Here is a 21,581-nt window from a genome sequence, read left to right on the forward strand (position 1 = left end):
CCGAAGCACCAACTCCTCGGCGAACGAGGCTTCAAGGAAACGTGCCGCTTGAGTTTGATAAACGAGTTTGAGGTTCATGACAATAATCATAGTCGAACTAACGTTCGACTTCCAGGCTATTTGTGGACTTGATGCCGCTTTCCTCGACGGCAAGGGTGCAGCCAGATCCGCAGTACGAGCCCCGGGAATGCGCACCAGCATCACAAACCGTGTCGCCCGCTCCACCTCGGCCGCTCCGAGATCAACACTACGCCCCGCGACCATCGACCGCAGCCTGTGACCAATACCGCAGACGTATGTCCCCTGTGGACAGTCAGCGACCTGGCCCCGCCACCGACGACCCGCACAAGCAGTTCACCGACGACGGCGCCGCCAACCCGCCCACCCACACCCGCACGATGGATGCCGCCTGAGCCAGAGAAGGCCCATTCCGCCCGAACCAGACCCCGAAGTGGTTGGATGAGCCAGTGAACTTCGCGATCGGCGTCTTCGATCTCTTCGCCTACACCATCCCCGGCGCGCTGTACGTCGCGCTCTTCGGCTATCTCGGCACCAAGCTGCACATCATCACCGCGGCGAGCATCGGCGGCGTGCCGACGGTCGTGCTGGTCGTCGTGATCGTGGTGCTGAGCTTCCTGCTGGGCTATCTGGCGTACCCGCTCGGCGAGGCCATGGAGCGGATCGTGCCGCGCAGGCGGCAGCGGAACGCCGCCGAGGATTTCGTCCGCCGGACGCCGGCGGCGAAGGATCGCGCGTTCCTGAAGGAGAACCCGCACCTCTTGCTGTGTGCTCTGCAACTGCAGGACAAGGAGGTCGCGGTCGACGTCGCGCGGCTGCGTGCTTCGGGGCTCATGGTGCGTAACTGCGCGCCACCGCTGCTGTTCGGGGCGGTCGCCGCGATCGTCGAGATCTTCGCGGGCAAGCATCCGTTCATCGCCGCGGGAGTGGCGGTGCTGCTCCTGCTCGCGTCGGTCACGCTGGTTTCGCAGGGCCGCAAACTCGGTCTCTGGGCCGGGATGAAGACGTTCGAACTGTGCTTCTGGCTCCCCGAAATCGACGAGAAGCTGGCAACGGTCAACGCTAGTCACAAATCCGCTTGAACCCGGTTGCCCCAGGCCGCGAGTGGAACGTGACCTCGTGCCCGCGATCGTCCCGGAACACCGCCCGGCCCGGTTCCGGCAGGGTCATCGTGCCGCGCTGGTAAGGATTGTCCCAGCCGGGGGGAGCGCTGGACGCCTCGCCGATCAGCGGCCGGTCGGCCTCGAAGTAGATGCCGTCGACGAGTGCTTCGTCGACGCCGCAATGGGTGTACAGCTCGTACGGCAGCGCGCCCGCGGTCTGAAACCCCAACGCGGTCAGCAGAGCCATGAGCCACCTGAATACCGACATCGGACCTCCGTTCACCGCGTCCACGCGCGAACGGGCCGAGAGGTTGCCCCGTCAGAAGGACAAAGCCAGCAATGCCGCCGCGACGCCGATCTCGACGCAGCCTCCGAGAACGTCTCCGGTGATCCCGCCCAGCCGTTGCACACAGCGCGCCAGCAGCGCAGACGCGGCCAGGTAGGCCAGCGCCACCGCGACGAGCCCGCGCCACCAGGGAACCGCCAGCGCCGCCGAACCCGCGAGTACGGCGAACACCACCACGGCCGCCGCCACCGGCACCGCACCGGCGACCGTCGCGCCCAGACCCTCGGGCCGCGCCGAAGGCACACCGCGCGAACAGCACAGGGAAAGCACACCGCGCCCGGCGAGCACCGCGATCGCGGCGGCCGCGGTCCCGTGCCCGGCCGAGATCGCCCCGGCCAGCGCCCCGGTCTGGACGAGCAGCACCAGCACCAGCGTCGCGATCCCGGTCGGCCCGGAATCCCCGCGCCGCATGACTTCGAGCGCGCGCGTGCGGTCGTAGGAGGCACCCAGCCCGTCGGCCGTGTCGGCGAGACCGTCGAGGTGCAGCCCGCGGCTGCCCAGCGCCACCGCGCCCAAGGCCAGCGCCGCACTGGCGAAGGCGGGTAAGCCGATCGCTTCGCCCGCGAAGACGATCAGCCCGGCGACGGCCGCGAGCGGAACGACGGCCAGGGGAGCGAGCACCATCGCGGCCCCGGCCACCCGACGGTCGATCACCCCCGGCGCCGGCACCCGGATCGTGGTCAGGGTGCCGACCGACATCTTCAGTGCGTCGAAGATCAAGTCAGATCCGCCAGCAGACCCATATCCGCGAGGATCGCGCGCGCCGCTCGCAGCGTCGGCACCGCCTGGACGGCGCCGCTGCCCTCGCCGAGCCGCAGTCTGAGGTCGAGGATCGGCTCCAAACCGAGCGCCCTCAACGCGTACGCCTGCGAAGGCTCGGTCGACCGGTGTCCCGCAAGCCACCATTGTTCGGCGCCTGGTGCGATCTCCCGTGCCACGAGCGCGGCGGCACCGGAGAACACGCCGTCGAGCAGCACCGGCACCCCGCGCACGGCCGCCTGCACGAGGAAGCCCGCCGTCGCGGCGAGGCAAGCGCTGCCGAGCGCGGTCAGCAACGTGAAGGGGTCTTTCGCCGCATCGGCCCTGATCAACGCGGCCTCGACGACCGCCAGCTTCCGAGCCCGCCCGTCCTCGTCGATCCCGGTGCCCGTACCGACGACGTCTTCCGGGAAAAGGCCGAGCAGCGAGGCGACCACGGCCGCGCAGACCGTCGTGTTGCCGATCCCCATGTCACCGGGGATGAGGAGATCCGCGCCGCCGTCGACCTCCTCGTCCGCGATCGCCAGCCCGTGCTCGAACGCCTTCAGCGCTTCACCGGCTTCGAGCGCGTCCTCGACGTCGATCGAGCCGGAACCCCGCCGCACCTTGTGCGCGATGACCTCGGCCGGCACGTCCGAGCCGTCCCAGTCCACCGCGATGTCCAGCACCCGCACCTTCGCCCCGACCAGTCCGGCGAGGACGCCGACGCCGCTCTTTCCCGCGAGGAACACCCGCACCATCGCCGCGGTGACTTCGCGGGGATAGGCCGACATCCCGGAAACCCCGTGGTCTCCGGCGAAGACGACCACCCGGACGTCGTCCAGCGGGCGCGGCGGCACGACACCGTGCGCGGCGCTGAGCCACGCGGCCAGGTCTTCGAGCCGTCCGAGCGAGCCCAGTGGTTTGACCAGGCCGTCCAGCCGGGTCCGCGCGGCGGCCTCGGCGTCGGCGTCCGGGGTGGGGATGGCGAAACGCATGCGTACTCCTAAGGCAGGTCGAGCAACCGCCCGGCGACGACCAGCACGGTCCGGTCGGATTCGGCGGAGACCCGGTTGTTCAGCGCGCCCAGCACATCACGGAACACCCGCCCGGACACCGTTCCGGGCACCACACCGCTGCCGACCTCGTTGCTCACCGCGATCACCGGCACGTCGGCCTGCGCCCACGCCGCCAGGAAGTCCTCGAGGCGGTCGTCGAGCCGTCGCTCCCAGCCTCTGCGCTGGTCCCACGCGCCGACCTCGTCGAGCACGCGGCTGATCCAGGTACCGAGACAGTCGATGAGCAGCGGATGCGTCGCCGTGCGCAGCACCGTGGCCAGATCGGTGGTCTCGATCGTCTTCCAGTTGCCCGGCCGCCGCGCGCGGTGCGCGGCCACGCGAGCGGCCCATTCGGGGTCGTCGTCGCTCGGCGGCAACCCGGGCGCGACGTAGGTCAGGTGGGGGTGGCGGGAAGCGAGCCGTTCGGCGTGGTGGGACTTTCCTGAGCGGACGCCGCCCAGTATCAGCACCTTGCCGTCGTCGCGCGAGTAGCGGCGAAGTGCCCGCGCGAGGGTCTCCAGATACCCCGCGAGGCGGTGCGTCAGCTTGGTCATACCCCGCATTCTCGTGCACGCGCTACCGTTCGCCACGTGCCACTCCGACAAGCCGCCACCGCAGCCGGACTCGTTACCGGTTACGTCGCCGACGCCGTCTTCGGAGATCCACGAAAGGGACATCCGGTCGCCGGCTTCGGCCGCGCCGCGCAAGCCCTTGAACAGCGGGTTTGGGCCGATTCGAAGGTTCGGGGCGCCGGGTACACCGCCGCCTGCGCCGGGACGGTCACCGGTTTGGGGGTCGCCGCCCAAATCCTGACCCGAAAGCGTCCTTTCACCCGATTCGTCCTGACGGCGGCGTCCACCTGGGTGGTTCTCGGCGGCCGGGGGCTCGCGGCCGAGGGCACGCGGATGGCCAGACTGCTCGACGACGGCGATCTGCCCGGCGCGCGGCAGCGGCTTTCGCACCTCTGCGCCCGCGACGCCACCGGGCTCGACACCGAACAATTGGCGCGCGCGACCACCGAGTCGATCGCGGAGAACACCTCGGACGCCGTCGTGGCTCCGCTGCTGTGGGGAGCGGTCGCCGGGATCCCCGGCCTGCTGGGCTACCGCGCGCTCAACACGCTCGACGCGATGGTCGGCTACCGCTCGCCGCGGTACGCGAACTTCGGCTGGGCCTCCGCCAGGGCGGACGATCTGGCGAACCTGGTGCCGTCCCGGGTGGGCGCGGCGCTGACCGTGGCGGCCGCGCCGCTGGCCGGCGGTTTCGCGCGATCCGCGTTCCGGATCTGGCGCCGCGACGGAAAGCATCATCCGAGCCCCAACGCCGGCCAGGTCGAGGCCGCTTTCGCGGGCGCGCTCGGCGTCCGGCTGGGCGGGACGAACAGCTACGGCGGCCGCACCGAGCGCCGCGGTGTCCTCGGCGACGGCCGAGAGCCGGAGCCGGTGGACGTCCGCCGCGCCGTCCGGCTGTCGAAGGCCGTCGGTCTCGCCGCGCTGGCCGTCGCGGTGGCGGTCACGCGATGAGCGGGCTGCTCGTCGCCGGGACGACGTCGGACGCGGGCAAGAGCCTGGTCACCGCCGCCCTCTGCCGCTGGCTCGCGCGACAGGGCGTGCGCGTCGCGCCGTTCAAGTCGCAGAACATGTCGAACAACTCGATGGTGTGCTCGGACGGCGCCGAGATCGGCCGCGCGCAATGGCTTCAGGCACGCGCCGCCCGGGTCGAGCCCGAGGCCGCGATGAACCCGGTACTGCTGAAACCCGGCAGTGACCGGCGCAGTCACGTCGTCGCGCTGGGGAAACCGTTCGGCACGCTGGAGGCTGGGGAGTACGCGACCGGCCGGGCGGGCCTCGCCGAGATCGCTTTCGACACCTTCGCGTCCCTACAGCGGCGGTTCGACGTCGTGCTGTGCGAAGGCGCGGGCAGTCCCGCCGAGATCAACCTGCGCGAGGGCGACTACGTCAACATGGGGCTGGCACGGCGCTTCGGTCTGCCGGTGGTGGTCGTCGGCGACATCGACCGCGGCGGTGTGATGGCCGCGATGTTCGGCACGCTCGCCCTCCTCTCGGCCGAGGACCAGGCACTTGTTTCCGGGTGGCTGGTCAACAAGTTCCGCGGCGACGTCGGCCTGCTGCGGCCGGGCCTGGAGACGTTGGAGAAGCTCACCGGCCGCGAGGTCCTCGGCGTCCTGCCGTGGCTCGACCAGGTGTGGATCGACTCCGAGGACGCCCTGGCCGCGGCGGGCTGGGGCGCGACCGGTGGCTCGCTGCGCATCGCGGTGGTGCGGTTTCCCCGCGCCTCCAACGCGACCGACGTCGACGCGCTCGCCGCCGAGCCCGGCGTCTCGGTCATGCTGACGGCCGATCCGGACACGGTCCTTTCCGCCGATGTGGTGATCCTGCCCGGCTCTCGCGCGACCGTGGACGACCTGGCGTGGCTGCGGTCCCGCGGCCTGGCCGCCGCCGTCCAGGCGCGCGCCGAGGCCGGGCGGCCGGTCCTGGGGATCTGCGGCGGCTATCAGATGCTGGCCGCCGAGATCGAGGACGACGTCGAGTCCGGCGCCGGACTCGTGCCGGGACTCGGCCTGCTGCCGGCCCGGGTCTCGTTCAGCGCCGAGAAGGTGCTCGGCCGTCCATCGGGTGAATGGCGTGGTCAACCGGTGGAGGCGTACGAGATCCACCACGGCGTCGTCTCGGCCACCGGACCCGCCGAGTCCTTTTTGGACGGCCATCGGCGCGGCCCGGTGTGGGGCACCATGTGGCACGGCGCGTTCGAGAACGACGGCTTCCGCCGCGCCTGGCTGGGCGAGGTCGCGGACTGGTCACCGGCCGCCGGCGCCCCGGGGTTCGGCTCGCTGCGGGAGGGCATGCTGGACCGGCTCGCCGACGCCGTCGAAGAGCACGTCGACACCGAGGTGCTGCTGCGTCTGATCGAAACGGGCGCTCACGTCGACCTGCCCTTCGTTCCGCCCGGTGCCTGAACCGGGCCGTAGCGCGCGCAGCACCAGCCGGACCACCGACTCGGTGAACCCCTCGGTGAGGGGCCCGGTCCGCAGCAGCCACCGGTAGTACACCGCCCCGTAGAACAGATCCACGGCGGTATCGAGGTCGGCGTCGGCGATCTGCCCCGCCTCGGCCGCCTCCCGGAATCGTGCCCGGGTCACATCCAGCCACGGCCGCATGAGCCGCTCGTCCAGCTCCGCCGACAGCTTCGCGTCGCCCTGGATCGCGGTCAGCAGCGCGCGATAGAACGCCTCGTAACCCGGATCGGCCAGCGGGTCCACGGTGGAGCGGAGAACCGTCAGCAGATCGGCTTCGAGGTCGCCGGTGTCCGGGAACGTCAGCTCACCAGCCCCCTGCACCAGCGCCAGGTACGCGTCCAGCACGAGCGCGCCCTTGTCCTTCCACCACCGGTAGATCGTCTGCTTCCCGACGCCCGCGCGCGCCGCGATCGCCTCGACCGCCAGCTTCGGATAGCCGACTTCGCCGAGCAGTTCCGCAGTCGCGTTCAGGATGGCCTGCCGCGACCGTTCGCTGCGCCGGGCCGGATCCGGGGCCTTGACGTTTCCATCCATGCCTGCCATCGTAGCACCACGAGACGAGACGGTCCGTCTCGTTAAGTGGAGGAGTGGGAATGCGTACCTGGTTCATCACCGGTGCCGGCCGCGGCTTCGGCCGCCTCATCACCGAGCACGCCCTGAAGGCCGGGGACAACGTCGTCGGCACAGCCCGCCGCCCCGAGGCGCTGGACGACCTGGTGGCCGCGAGCGACGGCAGATTGGTCGTCCTGCCGCTCGACGTCACGGACAGAGCCGCGGTCTTCGCGACGGTCGAGCGGGCGGCCGAGGCGTTCGGGCGGCTGGACATCGTCGTCAACAACGCGGGCCACGGCCTGATGGGCGCGGTCGAGGAGGTCGGCGAGGCCGACGCGCGCGCCATCATGGAGACGAACTTCTTCGGCGCCCTCTGGGTCACCCAGGCCGTGCTTCCCGTGCTGCGCGAGCAAGGCGAGGGCCGGATCCTGCAGATGTCGAGCGTGAGTGGCCTGATGGCCGTGCCGACCATGGGGCTCTACAACGCGAGCAAGTTCGCCCTCGAAGGTCTCAGTGACGCGCTGGCCCAGGAGGTCGAAGGCTTCGGCATCCACGTCACCCTGGTCGAGCCGAGGATCTACGCGACCGACTTCATGGGCACCAGCTTGAAGATGTCGCCGAGGAGCACGGACTACGAACCCGTGCGCGCGGCGCTGATGGCGAAGTACGCCGGCGGTGTCCCCGGCGACCCGGTGAAGGTCGCCGAGGCCGTCCTGCAACTGGTGGCGAGTGACGCGCCGCCCCGCCGTCTTCTGCTGGGCGACGGGGACTTCGACGTCATCGTGGACCTGCACCACGACCGCGTCGAACAGTGGCGGTCGTGGGAATCGGTCAGCCGGGCTGCGGGCTAGTGTCGCGTGACCCCACTTGCCTTACGCCGCTGCGGCCCACGCGGCCCCTGGCCGCGTCGGAGAAAAGCCCGAGTACAACCCGGTACGAGCGGCTTTCCTCCGCCTTGCCAGGAACCACGTGGATCCACAGCGCCGCAAGGCAGCGGGATCACGCGACACTAGAAATTTCTTTGCGCGCCAACGCCTTCTCGACCAAGGCGCCGAAGGTCAAGCCGAGCACGGTCCACAGCACCAGCTGCGTGCCGACCGAGGCCAGCCGGAACTCCCACAGCGTGGAACCGGGGAACGACGAGGGGACTTCGTCGATCGATGGCAGCAGCGCCGCCGCCACCGCGATCAGCACGACGTAGCCGCCGGCGGCGATCAGCCCGCCACGCCAGGCACCGAGCTTGTCGGCCAGCTTCCGGCCGAACGCGGCGGCGAGGATGCCGACGAGCAAGGAAAGCGCGACGAAGCCGAAGTACAGCGAAGTCCGGCTCTCGATCGTGCCCGCCTGCCCCACCGCGGGCGGGTTCGCCGGGTACTTCAGGAACGGGACCAGGAACACGACCACGAACGCGCCGGCGGTGAGCAGAGCCGCGGTCACCCGCGGCCGCAGCGTGCCGAGCCGTCCGTAGACGAAGGCGAACGCGAGCGAGAACAGCCCACCGACGGCGACGCCGTACAGGCCGACACCGGTCAGCAGGCCGACGGTGCTCTGGACGCCACGAGTGACGAGCTCTTCTTCCTCGGCAGCCGGTTCGGCGGGGGCCGGGTCATGAGCAGCAGGGTCGTGAGCACCGGGATCACTGTGAGAGTGCGCGGCGGTGCCTTCGAGCCCGATGGCGGTATCCACCGAAGGCTCGCCGAAAAAGTAAGCGAAAAGGGTCGCCAAGACGCCAGCTATCAGGCCCGCGAGCATGCCGCGGACCAGCAAGGTCCTCATCATGGTGCGCGCGCCGCCTAGTGGCAGGGGAAGGCCAGCAGGTGCCGGCCGTCGTGGACGAACTCGTGGACGTACGAGTTCGCGAACACCGACACCGCACCCTGCTCGGCGCTGATGAAGAACAGCGTGATCAGGGAAAGGAGGATGACGAGCACCGCCCACGGCAGGATCTCGCGGACGGGGATCCGGATCGGGACGGGTACTGCGGTTACCGCTTGGGACATGGCGGTGGGACCTCCTCGGGCTAGCGCGGCCTCATCAGGGGTGACACGACGGCACCGGGTCTGGCTTCCCCGAACCGGCTGGTTCAGGGTCACAGTGGCGCGACCGCGCGGAATCTCACCGCGTTCCGGATACCGTCGTCTGGCCGGTCGAGCGTAGGTCTCCGCGAAGCATCCGGTCAATGTGACAATTCCTCCATGACACCTGCGGTGGCGGCACTCGATGTCGGCGGCACGTCCATCAAGGCGGCCTTGTACGACGCGGACCTGAAGGACCTGGCCAGCCTGCGCGAACCGACCGCGCGCGGAGCGGACGGCGAGGCACTGGCGGATCAGGTCGCGCGGATCGTGGAAACACTGGGGAAGCAGGCCGGGACGGGCACTCCGGACGCGGTCGGCGTGGTGATCCCGGGCATCGTCGACGAGGTCGACAGGGTGGCCCGGTTCTCGGCGAATCTCGACTGGCGGAACGTTCCGTTCGGCGAAATGCTCGACAGCAGGCTGGGCCTGCCGTTCGCGTTCGGGCACGACGTCCGCGCGGGCGGGCTCGCGGAGTTCCGCGTCGGCGCGGGCAAGGGCTGCACCGACGCCGCGTTCATTCCCGTCGGCACCGGGATCGCGGCCGCGCTCCAACTGGACGGGAAGCTGTACGCCGCGGGTGGGCTGGGTGGCGAGGTCGGGCATATCGACGTCGGTCACCGGCTGCTCTGCGGATGCGGCGCGACGGGCTGTCTCGAGGCGATCTCCTCGGCGTCGGCCATCGCCCGCCGCTACAGCGAGCACACCGGGCGACCGGCCGAAGGCGCCGAGCAGGTCGTCGACGCCGCCCGCCATGGTGACGAGGCCGCGATCTCCGTGGTCAACGACGCGCTCGACGGGCTCGGGCACGGCATCAAGACCCTGGTCACGCTGCTCGCACCCGAGGTCGTCGTGCTCGGCGGCGGCCTGTTCACCGCGGGCGACTACGTGCTCGAACCGGTGCGGTCGTGGCTGGCCGCGAACCTGACGTTCCAGCGGATGCCGGAACTGCGGATCGCGCAACTCGGTGACGAGGCGGGCAGGCTCGGCGCGGCCCTGCTGGCACTGGACCGGCTCAAGCGGTGACCACCCGCACGCCTTCCTCTTCGAAGGCGTGCACCCGATCGGGATCGGCGCGGCCGTCGGTGATGAGGACGTCGACATCGGCGGTGGCGCAGATCTTCGCGAAGGCGTGGCCGCCGAGTTTCGCGCTGTCGGCGAGTACGACGACCTGCCGCGCGCGGGCCGCCATCAGCCGGTTCGTGCTCGCGTCGCCCTCGTGGTGAGCCTGCGCGCCGTGCACCGGGTCGAACGCGTCCACGCCGAGGAACACCAGATCCAGCGAAATCTGGTCGAGGAACAGATGCGAGAGCGGTCCGCTCAGATCGAACGACTGCTGCCGCGCGACACCACCGGTCACCACGATCTTGATATTCGGCCGGACGGCGAGTTCGTGGGCGATATTGAGCGCGTTGGTCACCACGGTCAGCGCCGTGGCCCCGTTCGGCTCGCCCATTTCCGGACGCGTGGCGAGCGCGCGGCCCACTTCGGTGCTCGTGGTGCCTCCGTTGAGCCCGACGACCATGCCGGGATCGACCATCCGGGCGGCCGCCGCGGAGATCCGCTGCTGCTCCGGCGCGTTGCGCGCGGCCTTGTGCCGCAACGGAAGGTCGTAGGCGACGTTGCTCGCGACGGCGCCGCCGCGGGTGCGGATGACGAGGTTTCGCCCCGCCAGATGATCGAGGTCCCGGCGGATCGTCGCGGGGGAGACACTGAGGTCGCCCGCGGCGACTTCGACGTCGACCTTTTCCCGCTCCCCCACCATGTCCAGTAAGGCCGTCAACCGTTCATGCCGATTCATGCGAGCTCCCTCCCCGAAGCGCGACAATCGCTTACCGCACCCGACAAAGTACTACGCGTCGTGATACGGGTGGATCGAAGCAGGAGGTTGGGGAAATCTGAAGAGAGCGGGCGCCGGCCACCCCCAGTGTGACCGGCGCCCACAACGTGGCCGGTACGCCCAGGACCGGCCCAGTTCGGAGGATATCGGCCGCCGACTCCGCACCGATATCCGCTTTGCGTCCGTTCCGGTGACGTTTAGCGGATACCCGCCACTCGTTCACCGGAACCGGCCACAGCGTGTGAAGAATTCGGCGCTCCGTCAGCCCAGTTGGCGTAGGAAGGCCAGCGACGGCATGAAGAAATACTCGCCGCCCTTGAGCGTCACCGCCTGCGGGATCGGGTCGGCGGTCACCGTCCCTTCGCCCGCCCAGTCCGGGGTGTAGGCGGATTCCGGCCGGGGGCCCTGCCCGATGACCGGATCGAGACCTGGTGGCTTGAACCCGTCGGGCGTGATCGGGAAGGACGGGTTGTTCGCCCAGACGGCCTGCGTGAACTCGAACTGGTTGCCCAGCACGGAGTTGAACGCCATGAACAACAGGCCGACCCCGCCGCTCGGGCGGGCGGACGGGGGCAGATCGGCGTTCGGGTCGTCCGGACGCTCGCCGTAGGGAACGCCGCGCCGGGCCATCAGGTGCAGGCGTTCGCCCGCCGGATCTTCGGCGCCGCCGCTCCCACGCGGGTTCGTCTTCCGGATATGCGCCTGGAAGGGGCATTTCGCTCCGCCGGCGTCGCTTCCGTAGTTGAAGTTGTTCGGTACCGGGCTTTCCACACCGTCTTCCCGTTGGGCGGTCAGCGGTGTGCCGTCCTCGAACCGGCCGACGAGCATCGCTCCCGCACGTTCGCGGTCGTCGCCGGAAAGACCGAGGGTGTCGGCCAGATCCTCTTCCGACTGCTTGAATCGACGGACATTCTGTTCCAGCTTGCGGAAAACGAAGTAACTGCCGAAATGGACGGCCGGATCGGGGGCCGCGGAATCCGCGACGAGAACCTGGTTCAGCGGGGCGGTGGGATCCCATGCGGTGATCCCGTCCGTTCCGGCTTCTTCCGCGCGGATGTCCTCGACGAGGAAGATCGGCTGGCTCCGCCCATCGACATAACCGAAATGTTCGATACCTTCGCCTTGGCCGTTCACCCGGCCGAGTCCGGTTTCCTCGGCGACCACGGAAATGGTCGGCGGAATCAGTGCCAGAACCTCGTTCCGACGCGCGGTCATCGCCGCGTCGGCGGCGTCGCCGATGATGACGACGGCGTGGATCTCGTCGTGGTATCCGCCGTCGAAGGTGGAGCGTGGCGGGTCGTTCAGTTTCTCGCGGGTCTCTTGGGTGCGCATGCCGAGAAGGAACGATTCGTCTTGCGGTGCCTGGATTTCCAGGTAGCCGTAGCCCGCCGCGGTCAGCCCGATGCCGACGTACGGCGACCCCTTCACGCCACCCGCCTTGAACTGGTCGACCTCGGTCAGATGCGTTTTCGCGGACTTCATCAGCGGGACGAGCGAGGAGAGAAACGGCCTCGCACTCCCGACTTCGGTGAATCTGAGGAACAGCGCCGAAAAGTGATCGCGGGCGTGTGCTTTGAGGATGTTCGGCTGCAATTCTTCGAGCATCTTCGCAGCGTCGCCGGTCGCCTGCTTCCATTCCAAGGGCGCGCTCAAATCGATGGTCATATCAGGAACCCCTCCCTGGGAACCCGCGCACCGGCCCCGGCAGGTCTTGCCCGGTCCCCACCGCTGTGCGGGTCTTTCTCCCCTGATACAACCGATACCGAAAGGTCGCTGTAATCACCCGTAAGTACCCCCTTTCGGGCGCTTTATCACCCGAAAGAACCAGTGCCCAAACACAAGTAGTCCTCTAATCGCGGTGGTTGCACGCGCAACTACCGCAACTAGAGGACTACTTGCGAGGCCTCAGGGGGCCTTAGGCCCTGGGCCTTAGGCCCTACGCCCTAGCCCTAGGACATCGGCCGATCGGTGGGGGCGATCGGGGAAGGGAGGACGTCGCGTCCGGTGAGGTACGCGTCGACCCCGGCCGCGGCGGAGCGGCCTTCGGCGATCGCCCACACGATGAGCGACTGGCCCCGGCCCATGTCCCCGGCCACGAACACGTTGTCGAGGCTGGTCTTGAACGCCTTGTCGCGGGCGACGTTGCCGCGCGGGTCCAGTTCGACGTCGAGCGCCTCCAGCAGGCCTTCCCGCTCCGGGCCGACGAAGCCCATCGCGAGCAGCACCAGCTGCGCGGGCAGTTCCTTCTCGGTGCCCTCGACCGGGACGAACTTGCCGCCCTCGCTGCGGACCTCGACCAGCTTCAGCGCGCGCACACGCCCGTCGGCGTCGGCCGCGAACTCCTGGGTGTTGACGGAGTAGAGCCGCTCGCCGCCCTCTTCGTGCGCGGAACTGACGCGGTAGATCATCGGATACGTCGGCCAGGGGTGCGCGTCCGACCGCGAAAGCGCCGGCTTCGGCATGATCTCCAGCTGCGTCACCGACTTCGCGCCCTGGCGGTGCGAGGTCCCGACGCAGTCCGCGCCGGTGTCGCCACCGCCGATGACGACGACGTCGAGGCCTTCGGCGCTGATCGGCGACACCTCGAGCTCGCCCGCGGCGACCCGGTTGGCCGGCGGGAGGAACTCCATCGCCTGGTAGATGCCGTCGTGTTCACGACCGGCGATCGGCAGGTCACGCCACGCCGTCGCGCCGCCGGCGAGCACCACCGCGTCGTAGGCGGACTTCAGTTCCTCGGCGGTGATGTCGACGCCGACGTTCACCGAGGTCCGGAATTCCGTGCCCTCGGCCCGCATCTGGTCCAGACGGCGGTCGAGGCGCTGCTTCTCCATCTTGAATTCGGGGATGCCGTAGCGCAGCAGCCCGCCGATCTTGTCGGCCCGCTCGAAGACCACGACGTTGTGGCCCGCGCGCGTGAGCTGCTGCGCCGCGGCGAGTCCCGACGGGCCGGACCCGACCACCGCGACGCTCTTGCCGGTCTTGACGACCGGCTCCTGCGGCGTGACCCAGCCTTCCTCGAAGGCCCGGTCGATGATCGAGATCTCGACCCGCTTGATGGTGACGGGATCGTCGTTGATCCCGAGCACACACGCCGTCTCACACGGCGCCGGGCAGAGGGTCCCGGTGAACTCCGGGAAATTGTTGGTCGCGTGCAGCCGCTCGGCCGCCTCACGCCAGTCGTCGCGCCAGGTGAGGGTGTTCCACTCGGGAATGAGGTTCCCGAGCGGGCAGCCCTGGTGACAGAACGGGATGCCGCAGTCCATGCAGCGTCCGGCCTGCTTCTGGAGCTTCGTCGTCGCGAAGTCCTCGTACACCTCGCGCCAGTCCATCAGGCGCAGGTCGACGGGACGGCTCTTCGGCGTCTCGCGAGTGGTGGTCAGAAAGCCCTTGGGGTCAGCCATGTGCGGCCTCCATGATCGCCTCGTTCACGTCACGCCCGTCCCGTTCGGCATCAGCCTGCGCCGCGAGCACGCGCTTGTAGTCCTTCGGCATGACCTTGCCGAACCGGTCGGCGGCGGACTCCCAATCGGCGAGCAGCGCCCGCGCGACCGCGGATTCCGTTTCGTCATAGTGCTTTTCGAGTGCTTCGCGCAGGAAGTCCACATCGGACGAATCCAGCGGGTCGATGTCGACCATCTCCGGGTTGACCCGGTGCGCGGGCAGATCCAGCACGTAGGCCTGGCCACCGGACATCCCGGCCGCGAAGTTCCGCCCGATACCGCCGAGCACCACGATCCGGCCACCGGTCATGTACTCGGCGCCGTGGTCGCCGACGCCTTCGACGACGGCCAGCGCGCCGGAGTTACGCACGCAGAACCGCTCGCCGACCTTGCCGCGAATGAAGATCTCGCCGCTGGTCGCGCCGTAACCGATCACGTTGCCGGCGATGATGTGCTCTTCGGCGTTGTACCGCGCCTCGTGCGGCGGGCGCACGATGAGCCGTCCACCCGAGAGGCCCTTGCCGACGTAGTCGTTGCCGTCGCCGTAGAGCCGCAGCGTGATGCCCTTGGGCACGAACGCGCCGAACGACTGACCCGCGGTACCGGTGAAGGTCACGTCGATCGTGTTGTCCGGCAGGCCTTCGCCGCCCCACCGCTTGGTGAGCTCGCTGCCGAGCATGGTGCCGACAGTCCGGTTCACGTTGCGGACCGGCAGTTCCAGCCGCACCTTGTCCCCCGAGGACAGTGCGCCCTCGGCCAGCTGGATCAACGTGTTGTCGAGTGCCTTGTCCAGCCCGTGGTCCTGCACCGTCTGCTGGTGGCGGAAGGTCCGCGGCGCGAGCTCGGGCACGTGGAAGATCGGCGACAGGTCGAGCCCGGCGGCCTTCCAGTGATCGACGGCCTTGCGCTTGTCGAGCACCTCGGCGTGCCCGACGGCTTCGGCGATGGACCGGAAACCCAGTTCCGCCAGGTATTCCCGGACTTCCTGGGCGATGAACTCGAAGAAGTTCACCACGTACTCGGCCTTGCCGCTGAACTTCTCGCGCAGCTTGGGGTTCTGCGTCGCGACGCCCACCGGGCAGGTGTCGAGGTGACACACGCGCATCATGATGCAGCCCGAGACCACCAGCGGCGCGGTCGCGAAACCGAACTCCTCGGCACCGAGCAACGCGGCGATGATGACGTCGCGGCCGGTCTTGAGCTGGCCGTCGGTCTGCACCACGATCCGGTCGCGCAACCGGTTGGCCAGCAACGTCTGCTGCGTCTCGGCGAGCCCGAGTTCCCACGGTCCGCCGGCGTGCTTGATGGACGAGAGCGGGGAGGCGCCCGTGCCGCCGTCGTGCCCGGAGATGAGCACGACGTCCGCGTGTGCCTTGGAAACGCCCGCCGCGACCGTGCCGACGCCGACCTCGGACACGAGCTTCACGTGGATGCGCGCGGCCGGGTTGGCGTTCTTGAGGTCGTGGATCAGCTGGGCCAGATCCTCGATCGAGTAGATGTCGTGGTGCGGCGGCGGGGAGATCAGCCCGACACCCGGCGTGGAGTGCCGCGTCTTCGCGATCCACGGGTACACCTTCGCGCCGGGCAGCTGCCCGCCCTCGCCGGGCTTCGCGCCCTGCGCCATCTTGATCTGGATGTCATCGGCGTTGACCAGATACTCACTGGTGACACCGAACCGGCCGCTGGCGACCTGCTTGACCGCACTGCGGCGTTCGGGGTCGTAGAGCCGGTTCGGGTCTTCGCCGCCCTCACCGGTGTTCGACTTGCCGCCGAGGCGGTTCATCGCGATGGCCAGGGTTTCGTGCATCTCCGCCGAAATCGAACCGTAGGAGATCGCGCCGGTGGCGAACCGCTTGACGATCTCGGAGACCGGCTCGACCTCTTCGATCGGCACCGGGGTCCGGTCCTGGTACTTGAAGTCGAACAGCCCGCGCAGCGTGTACAGCTTCTGGGCCTGGTCGTCGACGGACTTCGTGTACTCCTTGAAGACGTCGTATTTCCCGGCGCGGGTGGAGTGCTGCAGCTTGAACACCGTCTGCGGGTTGAACAGGTGTGGTTCGCCCTCGCGACGCCACTGGTAGTCCGCGCCGGTCTCCAGCTCACGGTGGTTCGCGCGGAACCCGTCCCGCGGGAACGCACGGCGGTGCCGTTCGGCGACCTCCAGCGCGAGCGTGTCGAAGCCGATGCCGCCGAGGCGGGAAGTGGTGCCGGTGAAGCAGTCCTGGACGACCTCGGCGCCGAGCCCGACCGCTTCGAAGATCTGCGCACCGGTGTAGGAGGCCACTGTGGACACTCCCATTTTCGACATCGTCTTGCGGACGCCCTTGCCCAGCGCCTTGATCAGGTTCGCGGTGGCCTGCTTCGCGGTGACGCCGGGGATCAGGCCGCGGTCGGCCATCTCCTCGACGGTCGCCATCGCCATGTAGGGGTTGACCGCGGCGACGCCGTAGCCGATCAGCAGCGCGATGTGGTGCACCTCGCGCGCGTCGCCCGCCTCGACGATGAGGCCGACCTGCGTGCGGGTCTTCTCGCGCACCAGGTGGTGGTGCACCGCACCGGTGAGCAGCAGCGACGGGATGGACGCGTGGTCCTCGTCGACCCCGCGGTCCGACAGCACGATCAGACGAGCGCCCTCGGCCAGCGCCGCGGACACCTCCGCGCGGATCTCGTCGAGCCGCCGCACGAGCGCCTCGCCGCCACCGTGGACGTCGTAGGTGCCGTGCACGGTGACCGACTGGAACTCGGGCAGGTCGCCGTCGTCGTTGACGTGCACCAGCTTCGCGAACTCGTCGTTGTCCAGCACCGGGAACGGCAGCACGATCCGGCGGCACGACGACGCGTCGGCCTCCAGGAGGTTCGGCTGCGCGCCCAGCTGGGTGCCGAGCGCGGTGACCAGTTCCTCGCGGATCGCGTCCAGCGGCGGGTTGGTCACCTGGGCGAAGAGCTGGATGAAGTAGTCGAAGATCAGCCGCGGGCGGCTCGACAGCGACGCGATGGGCGAATCGTTGCCCATCGAGCCGATCGGCTCCGCGCCGGTGCGGGCCATCGGTTCGAGCAGGACGTCGAGTTCCTCTTCGGTGTAGCCGAAAGCCTGCTGACGGCGCACGAGCGCGGCGTGCAGCGGGATCTCACGCTCGCGTTCGGGAAGCCCGTCCAGGGGGAGCAGACCGTCTTCGACCCACTCGTCGTACGGGTGCTCGGTGGCGAGCTGGTCCTTGACCTCTTCGTCCTCGATGATCCGGCCGGCGGCGGTGTCCACGAGGAACATGCGGCCCGGTTCCAACCGTCCTTTCCGGACGATCGTGGACTGGTCCAGCTCCAGGACGCCGACCTCGCTGGCGAGCACGACGAGGCCGTCTTCGGTGACCCAGTACCGCGCGGGGCGCAGGCCGTTGCGGTCGAGCACCGCGCCGATCTGGGTGCCGTCGGTGAAGGACACCAGCGCGGGGCCGTCCCACGGCTCCATCAGCGTCGAATGGAACTCGTAGAACGCGCGGCGCGCGGGATCCATCTCCTGATGGTTCTCCCAGGCCTCCGGGATCATCATCAGCACCGCGTGCGGCAGCGGCCGTCCGCCGAGGTGGAGCAGCTCCAGGACCTCGTCGAAGGACGCCGAGTCGCTCGCGCCGCGGGTGATGACCGGGTAGATCCGCTTGAGATCGCCGGGGATCAGTTTGGATTCGAGCAGCGCCTCACGCGCGTCCATCCAGTTCCGGTTGCCGCGCAGGGTGTTGATCTCGCCGTTGTGGGCGACGTACCGGTACGGGTGCGCCAGCGGCCACGACGGGAAGGTGTTGGTGGAGAACCGGGAGTGCACCAGGCCGATGGCACTGGTGACGCGCTCGTCGGTGAGGTCGGCGAAGAACTTCCCGACCTGGGGCTCGGTGAGCATTCCTTTGTAGACGATCGTCCGCGAGGACAGGCTCGGGAAGTAGACGTCGTCCTCGACCAGGTCGTGCTCGGCGCGCTTGCGGACCACGAAGGCCGCGCGCTCGAGCTCGAGGCCGGACAGCGCGTCCTGTCGCCCGGACAGGAAGAGCTGGCTGAAATGCGGCATCGTCTCGGCCGCGCCCGTACCGACGTGTTCGGTGTGGACGGGCAGATCACGCCAGCCGAGCACGCGCATGCCTTCTTCGGCGGCGATGCGCTCGATGGTCGTCATCGCCCAGCCGCGCCGTTCTTCCGACTGGGGAAGGAAAGCCGTGCCGACGGCGTACGCGCCGGGCTCGGGCAGCGCGAAGCCGACGACGTCGCGATAGAACTCGTCGGGGACCTGGATCAGGATCCCGGCGCCGTCACCGGTCTCCGGGTCGGCGCCGCGGGCGCCACGGTGTTCCAGGTTCCGCAGCGCGATCAGCGCCTTGGAGACGATGCCGTGATCGCGCTTTCCGGAGAGGTCGGCGACGAACGCGACACCACAGGCGTCATGTTCGAACTGCGGGTCATACAAGCCTTCGGGGGCTTCGCTGCCCTTGTTGCTGGCACGGTGGGTCACGGCTGGCCGCCTCCCAAGGCGTCGGCGCGACCGGTACCACTCCGTTCGGGTGGTTCACAGGTGAACCGGTTAACAGAGTGGTCCGGGACCGCGATGGGTCAGTCGAGAGGGAACGATCCTGCCCGCGAAACGGGGGCAGGCATCGTGAAGCCGCACTGCATTGGGCGGCCGATGCGTCTATCGGTACTGCGTGTGCGCTGGCTGCCGTCGGGCCGCTGTGGTGGGTGGCTGACGGGCGCACGTGTTACTCCCGGGTTCGCCGGTCTTATGACGATAGTGTGAAATCGCTGTTATCGACATACGTCGCTTGCTCGGGGTGGGAAATGCCACGCGGGCGTTGACTTCAAACATCATCTGCCCACTGACTGGAACGATGTGTCCACTGAGTGGGGCATCAGGCCGCTGACCTGCGTAAACAATCGCTCACGTCGCCCAAGAGTGTGACCTGGATCGCGCGTTCGAGTGAGGATCACGGGTATCCGGCTACCTGACGTGATCGTCGAATCGCCCGAACGGCAGAGCGGATGCCCGGGTTTGAGAGGCTTGGCCGATGGCGGATCGTTACCTGACCGTGGCGGGCACCGGGGTCCACGAGATCGAAATCCGGCGTTCGCGGTTCCTGTGCGCCCTCGCGCCGGTGACCTCGGAAGAGGCCGCTCGTGAGGTGATCGCGGCCCGGCGGAAGGCCGATCCGGCGGCCCGGCACCACTGCCACGCGTTCGTTCTGGGCGCCGACGGCCGCGTCCAGCGCTCCAGCGACGACGGCGAGCCCGCGGGGACGGCGGGCACTCCGATGCTGGAGGTGCTCCGCCGCCGGGAACTGACCGACACGGTCGCGGTGGTGACCCGCTACTTCGGCGGGGTGCTGCTCGGCGCGGGCGGCCTGATCCGCGCGTACGGCCAGGCCGTCTCCGAGGCCGTCGACGTCGTCGGGGTGCGGGAGTACCGGCGGCTGCGGCTGGTCGAGGTCGTCGTCGACTACGACCGGGCCGGCCGGCTCGAGAACGACATCCGCTCGTCCCCGTACCTCCTGCACGCGACGCGTTTCGAGGACGTCGCGCATTTCGACGTGGGTCTCCCGCCGGATCAAGGGGACGCGTTCCACTCCTGGCTCGCGGACCTGACCGGCGGAGAGGCCATCACGGCCGAGACCGGGGAGACCTGGCTCCCCACCCCGTGATCAGACACGGAACTCACGTGATCAGACGGACGACACGCGTGATCAGCCGAGTCCGCCGTTCAAACACGTGAGTTCGCCGTCTAGTCACGTGAGTTCCGCCTCTGATCACGGGTGTTCGCCGGTGGATCACGGGTGGGGGCGGGCCTGCCACTCCTCCAGCGTGATCGCGTACTCGACCTCGCCGTGTTCCGTTCCGGGGATCGGGTCCTCGAAGTCCTGGTGATAGGTCCGGACGTGCCGCATCCCGATCTTCTCCATCACCCGGCGCGACCCGAGGTTCACCGCCATGGTGCCCGCCCAGACCCGTCGCGCCCCGAACTCGGTGAAGCCCTTCTCCAGGAGCGCGAGTGAACCCTCGGTGGCGTAACCCTTGCCCCAGGAGGACCGGTTCAGCCGGTAACCCAGTTCCGGGTCGTCCGTCCGATGACCGCGCAGCGGCCGGAAATGGAACCAGCCGAGGAATGCGCCCCCGGATTTCTCGATCGCCGCCCAGAATCCGTAACCGGGGAAACGCTCGTAGTAACCGAGAAATGCGGGAAGGTCGAGCTTTTCGATCTCCGCCCGGTCGGCGGGTTCGCCCCCATTGAGGAACCGCATGACTTCGGGGTCGTCGTAAAGCGCGAACAGGTCGTCGACGTCGGCCTCGGTGAACTGCCGCAGCAGGAGCCGCTCGGTCTCCAGGAACACGCGCATCGGCAGATCGTGGCGCCCCATCGCGCCCCGGGCAACCGCTTTATGCGGCCAGCGTCGGCGCCGCTACCGCCAGTGCGGCCACCCCGGCCTCGGTGAGCAGGGCGGGCACGCGTTCGCCCCACCTGCCGTCCCGCGCCGGTGCGACCAGGCCGAGATGGGCCAGGCGGTGCGCGGTGTGCTGGTCGCAGCAAGCGAGACCGTCGACGAACAGGTCCGGCTCGCGGCTGCAGCTGATTTCGGCGTGGCCCTCGGCCACCGCTCTCAGGGTGGCCCGCTCACGATGGTTCAGCTCTGTCCGAACGTCCATGGCGCGCCTCCTTTCTGTTCCGCTCTGAACAGTCAAACCCATACCCCCGACAGTTTCCGTCTCCTCGGATGCGAAGTCTTGGATTTAGGGCGGATTCAGGGGTGGCGAGTCGCGTATTCAAGGGGTGAACGGTGCTCACCCCTACGGGTAATCGCCTGGTATTCGGAGCGGCAGCGGTTCCAGCTCGGTCTTGCGCAGGTGCCGGAAAATGATCGAACTGCGGAAACTGACGATCTCTTTCCGCGGGGAAAGCCTGTCGACGAGGAACGAGTGGAACTGGTCGACGTCCTGTGCGGCGACGTGGATCAGGAAGTCGTCGCTCCCCGCGGTGACGAAGACCGAAAGGACCTCCGGGAGGTCGGCGACGAACCGCTGGAAACCGTCGACCACCTCCCGGCTCAGCGGCCGCACCTGCACCGAGACGAGCGCCTGCACACCGCGGTTGAGGCTGCGCAGGTCGATATCCGCGTGATACCCGCGGATCACGCCGCGTTCCCGCAGCAGCCGCGTGCGTTCCAGGCAGGTCGACGGCGCGATGCCGACCTTCCGGGCGATGTCGCGGTTCGACTGCCGCGCATCCGCCTGGAGTTCCCGGATGATCGCCGAATCAAGTTCGTCCACGATGATCCTTTCCCTCGGTCTGCCGAATATCGTTCGATAGACGCCCAATAGGCCTGACGATCAGCCTAACTTCGGTTG

At 68.8% G+C, this 21,581-nt stretch carries 19 protein-coding genes and 1 pseudogene; 6 read left to right on the forward strand and 14 right to left on the reverse strand.

The window, feature by feature from the left end; all coding sequences use genetic code 11:
* Positions 1-467: 467 nt before the first annotated feature.
* Positions 468-1,100 carry a hypothetical protein gene (locus ACLJRL_RS00875; RefSeq protein WP_410654035.1) on the forward strand — a complete coding sequence of 211 codons (633 nt, stop codon included), beginning with the start codon at positions 468-470 and terminating at the stop codon, positions 1,098-1,100.
* On the opposite strand, the gene ACLJRL_RS00880 is transcribed toward ACLJRL_RS00875, so the two are convergent.
* The 4 genes from ACLJRL_RS00880 to ACLJRL_RS00895 are packed head-to-tail and all read right to left on the reverse strand — an operon-like array spanning position 1,081 to position 3,817.
* Positions 1,081-1,389, reverse strand: coding sequence for a hypothetical protein (locus ACLJRL_RS00880; protein WP_410654036.1), 309 nt, complete (start codon positions 1,387-1,389; stop codon positions 1,081-1,083). The genes ACLJRL_RS00875 and ACLJRL_RS00880 overlap by 20 nt on opposite strands.
* Before the next feature lie 51 nt (positions 1,390-1,440).
* Entirely contained in the window at positions 1,441-2,187 is a 747-nt protein-coding gene (locus ACLJRL_RS00885) for an adenosylcobinamide-GDP ribazoletransferase (protein ID WP_410654037.1), read from the reverse strand.
* Positions 2,184-3,203: a nicotinate-nucleotide--dimethylbenzimidazole phosphoribosyltransferase gene (cobT, locus tag ACLJRL_RS00890; RefSeq protein WP_410654038.1), complete on the reverse strand. Its 1,020-nt coding sequence runs from the start codon at positions 3,201-3,203 to the stop codon at positions 2,184-2,186. Before cobT ends, ACLJRL_RS00885 begins: the two co-directional genes overlap by 4 nt.
* 8 nt (positions 3,204-3,211) lie before the next feature.
* Positions 3,212-3,817 carry a bifunctional adenosylcobinamide kinase/adenosylcobinamide-phosphate guanylyltransferase gene (locus ACLJRL_RS00895; protein WP_410654039.1) on the reverse strand — a complete coding sequence of 202 codons (606 nt, stop codon included), beginning with the start codon at positions 3,815-3,817 and terminating at the stop codon, positions 3,212-3,214.
* 36 nt (positions 3,818-3,853) lie between these two features.
* Between ACLJRL_RS00895 and ACLJRL_RS00900 the strand changes: the two genes are divergently transcribed.
* Both ACLJRL_RS00900 and ACLJRL_RS00905 read left to right on the forward strand, forming a co-directional pair.
* Complete coding sequence (locus tag ACLJRL_RS00900) at positions 3,854-4,786, forward strand: cobalamin biosynthesis protein (protein WP_410654040.1); 933 nt, start codon at positions 3,854-3,856, stop codon at positions 4,784-4,786.
* Positions 4,783-6,240, forward strand: a complete 1,458-nt coding sequence (locus ACLJRL_RS00905) for a cobyric acid synthase (RefSeq protein ID WP_410654041.1) — start codon at positions 4,783-4,785, stop codon at positions 6,238-6,240. Before ACLJRL_RS00900 ends, ACLJRL_RS00905 begins: the two co-directional genes overlap by 4 nt.
* 33 nt (positions 6,241-6,273) lie before the next feature.
* Here ACLJRL_RS00905 and ACLJRL_RS00910 read toward each other — a convergent pair.
* Positions 6,274-6,843, reverse strand: a pseudogene (locus ACLJRL_RS00910) (TetR/AcrR family transcriptional regulator); the annotation flags it as partial.
* A gap of 50 nt (positions 6,844-6,893) precedes the next feature.
* Between ACLJRL_RS00910 and ACLJRL_RS00915 the strand changes: the two are divergent.
* Positions 6,894-7,703 (forward strand): SDR family NAD(P)-dependent oxidoreductase, encoded by an 810-nt coding sequence (locus tag ACLJRL_RS00915; RefSeq protein WP_410654042.1) that lies wholly within the window; start codon positions 6,894-6,896, stop codon positions 7,701-7,703.
* A gap of 148 nt (positions 7,704-7,851) precedes the next feature.
* Here the strand turns inward: ACLJRL_RS00915 and ACLJRL_RS00920 are convergent, their stop codons facing one another.
* Together ACLJRL_RS00920 and ACLJRL_RS00925 are read right to left on the reverse strand one after the other, a co-directional pair.
* Positions 7,852-8,631 (reverse strand): CbtA family protein, encoded by a 780-nt coding sequence (locus ACLJRL_RS00920; protein ID WP_410654043.1) that lies wholly within the window; start codon positions 8,629-8,631, stop codon positions 7,852-7,854.
* Positions 8,632-8,645: 14 nt separating this feature from the next.
* Positions 8,646-8,852, reverse strand: a complete 207-nt coding sequence (locus ACLJRL_RS00925) for a CbtB domain-containing protein (protein ID WP_410654044.1) — start codon at positions 8,850-8,852, stop codon at positions 8,646-8,648.
* Between the two features lie 207 nt (positions 8,853-9,059).
* On the opposite strand from ACLJRL_RS00925, the gene ACLJRL_RS00930 reads away from it, so the two are divergent.
* On the forward strand, positions 9,060-9,953 hold the full coding sequence (locus ACLJRL_RS00930; RefSeq protein ID WP_410655117.1) for an ROK family protein: 894 nt from the start codon (positions 9,060-9,062) through the stop codon (positions 9,951-9,953).
* On the opposite strand, the gene ACLJRL_RS00935 is transcribed toward ACLJRL_RS00930, so the two are convergent.
* The 4 genes from ACLJRL_RS00935 to gltB all read right to left on the reverse strand — a co-directional run bounded on the left by ACLJRL_RS00935 (position 9,943) and on the right by gltB (position 18,702).
* The gene (locus ACLJRL_RS00935; RefSeq protein WP_410654045.1) at positions 9,943-10,728 is read right to left on the reverse strand and encodes a DeoR/GlpR family DNA-binding transcription regulator; all 786 of its coding nucleotides are present in this window, start codon (positions 10,726-10,728) and stop codon (positions 9,943-9,945) included. The two genes, ACLJRL_RS00930 and ACLJRL_RS00935, sit on opposite strands and share 11 nt — an antisense overlap.
* Before the next feature lie 300 nt (positions 10,729-11,028).
* On the reverse strand, positions 11,029-12,432 hold the full coding sequence (locus ACLJRL_RS00940) for a Dyp-type peroxidase (RefSeq protein ID WP_410654046.1): 1,404 nt from the start codon (positions 12,430-12,432) through the stop codon (positions 11,029-11,031).
* A 284-nt stretch (positions 12,433-12,716) separates the two neighbouring features.
* Positions 12,717-14,168, reverse strand: a complete 1,452-nt coding sequence (locus ACLJRL_RS00945; RefSeq protein ID WP_410654047.1) for a glutamate synthase subunit beta — start codon at positions 14,166-14,168, stop codon at positions 12,717-12,719.
* Positions 14,161-18,702: a glutamate synthase large subunit gene (gene gltB / locus ACLJRL_RS00950; protein WP_410654048.1), complete on the reverse strand. Its 4,542-nt coding sequence runs from the start codon at positions 18,700-18,702 to the stop codon at positions 14,161-14,163. Before gltB ends, ACLJRL_RS00945 begins: the two co-directional genes overlap by 8 nt.
* Positions 18,703-19,252: 550 nt before the next feature.
* Here gltB and ACLJRL_RS00955 point away from each other — a divergent pair.
* Positions 19,253-19,882 (forward strand): YigZ family protein, encoded by a 630-nt coding sequence (locus ACLJRL_RS00955; protein ID WP_410654049.1) that lies wholly within the window; start codon positions 19,253-19,255, stop codon positions 19,880-19,882.
* 126 nt (positions 19,883-20,008) lie between these two features.
* Here ACLJRL_RS00955 and ACLJRL_RS00960 read toward each other — a convergent pair whose 3' ends face one another.
* The 3 genes from ACLJRL_RS00960 to ACLJRL_RS00970 form a co-directional block, all read right to left on the reverse strand.
* On the reverse strand, positions 20,009-20,575 hold the full coding sequence (locus ACLJRL_RS00960) for a GNAT family N-acetyltransferase (RefSeq protein ID WP_410654050.1): 567 nt from the start codon (positions 20,573-20,575) through the stop codon (positions 20,009-20,011).
* 40 nt (positions 20,576-20,615) lie between these two features.
* Positions 20,616-20,882: a hypothetical protein gene (locus tag ACLJRL_RS00965; RefSeq protein ID WP_410654051.1), complete on the reverse strand. Its 267-nt coding sequence runs from the start codon at positions 20,880-20,882 to the stop codon at positions 20,616-20,618.
* A 141-nt stretch (positions 20,883-21,023) separates the two neighbouring features.
* A complete protein-coding gene (locus ACLJRL_RS00970; RefSeq protein WP_410654052.1) occupies positions 21,024-21,503 on the reverse strand; it encodes an Lrp/AsnC family transcriptional regulator in 480 nt (159 codons plus the stop codon).
* Between the last annotated feature and the right edge of the window lie 78 nt (positions 21,504-21,581).

The sequence above is a fragment of the Amycolatopsis sp. lyj-112 genome (assembly GCF_046549055.1).
Taxonomy (GTDB): Bacteria; Actinomycetota; Actinomycetes; order Mycobacteriales; family Pseudonocardiaceae; genus Amycolatopsis.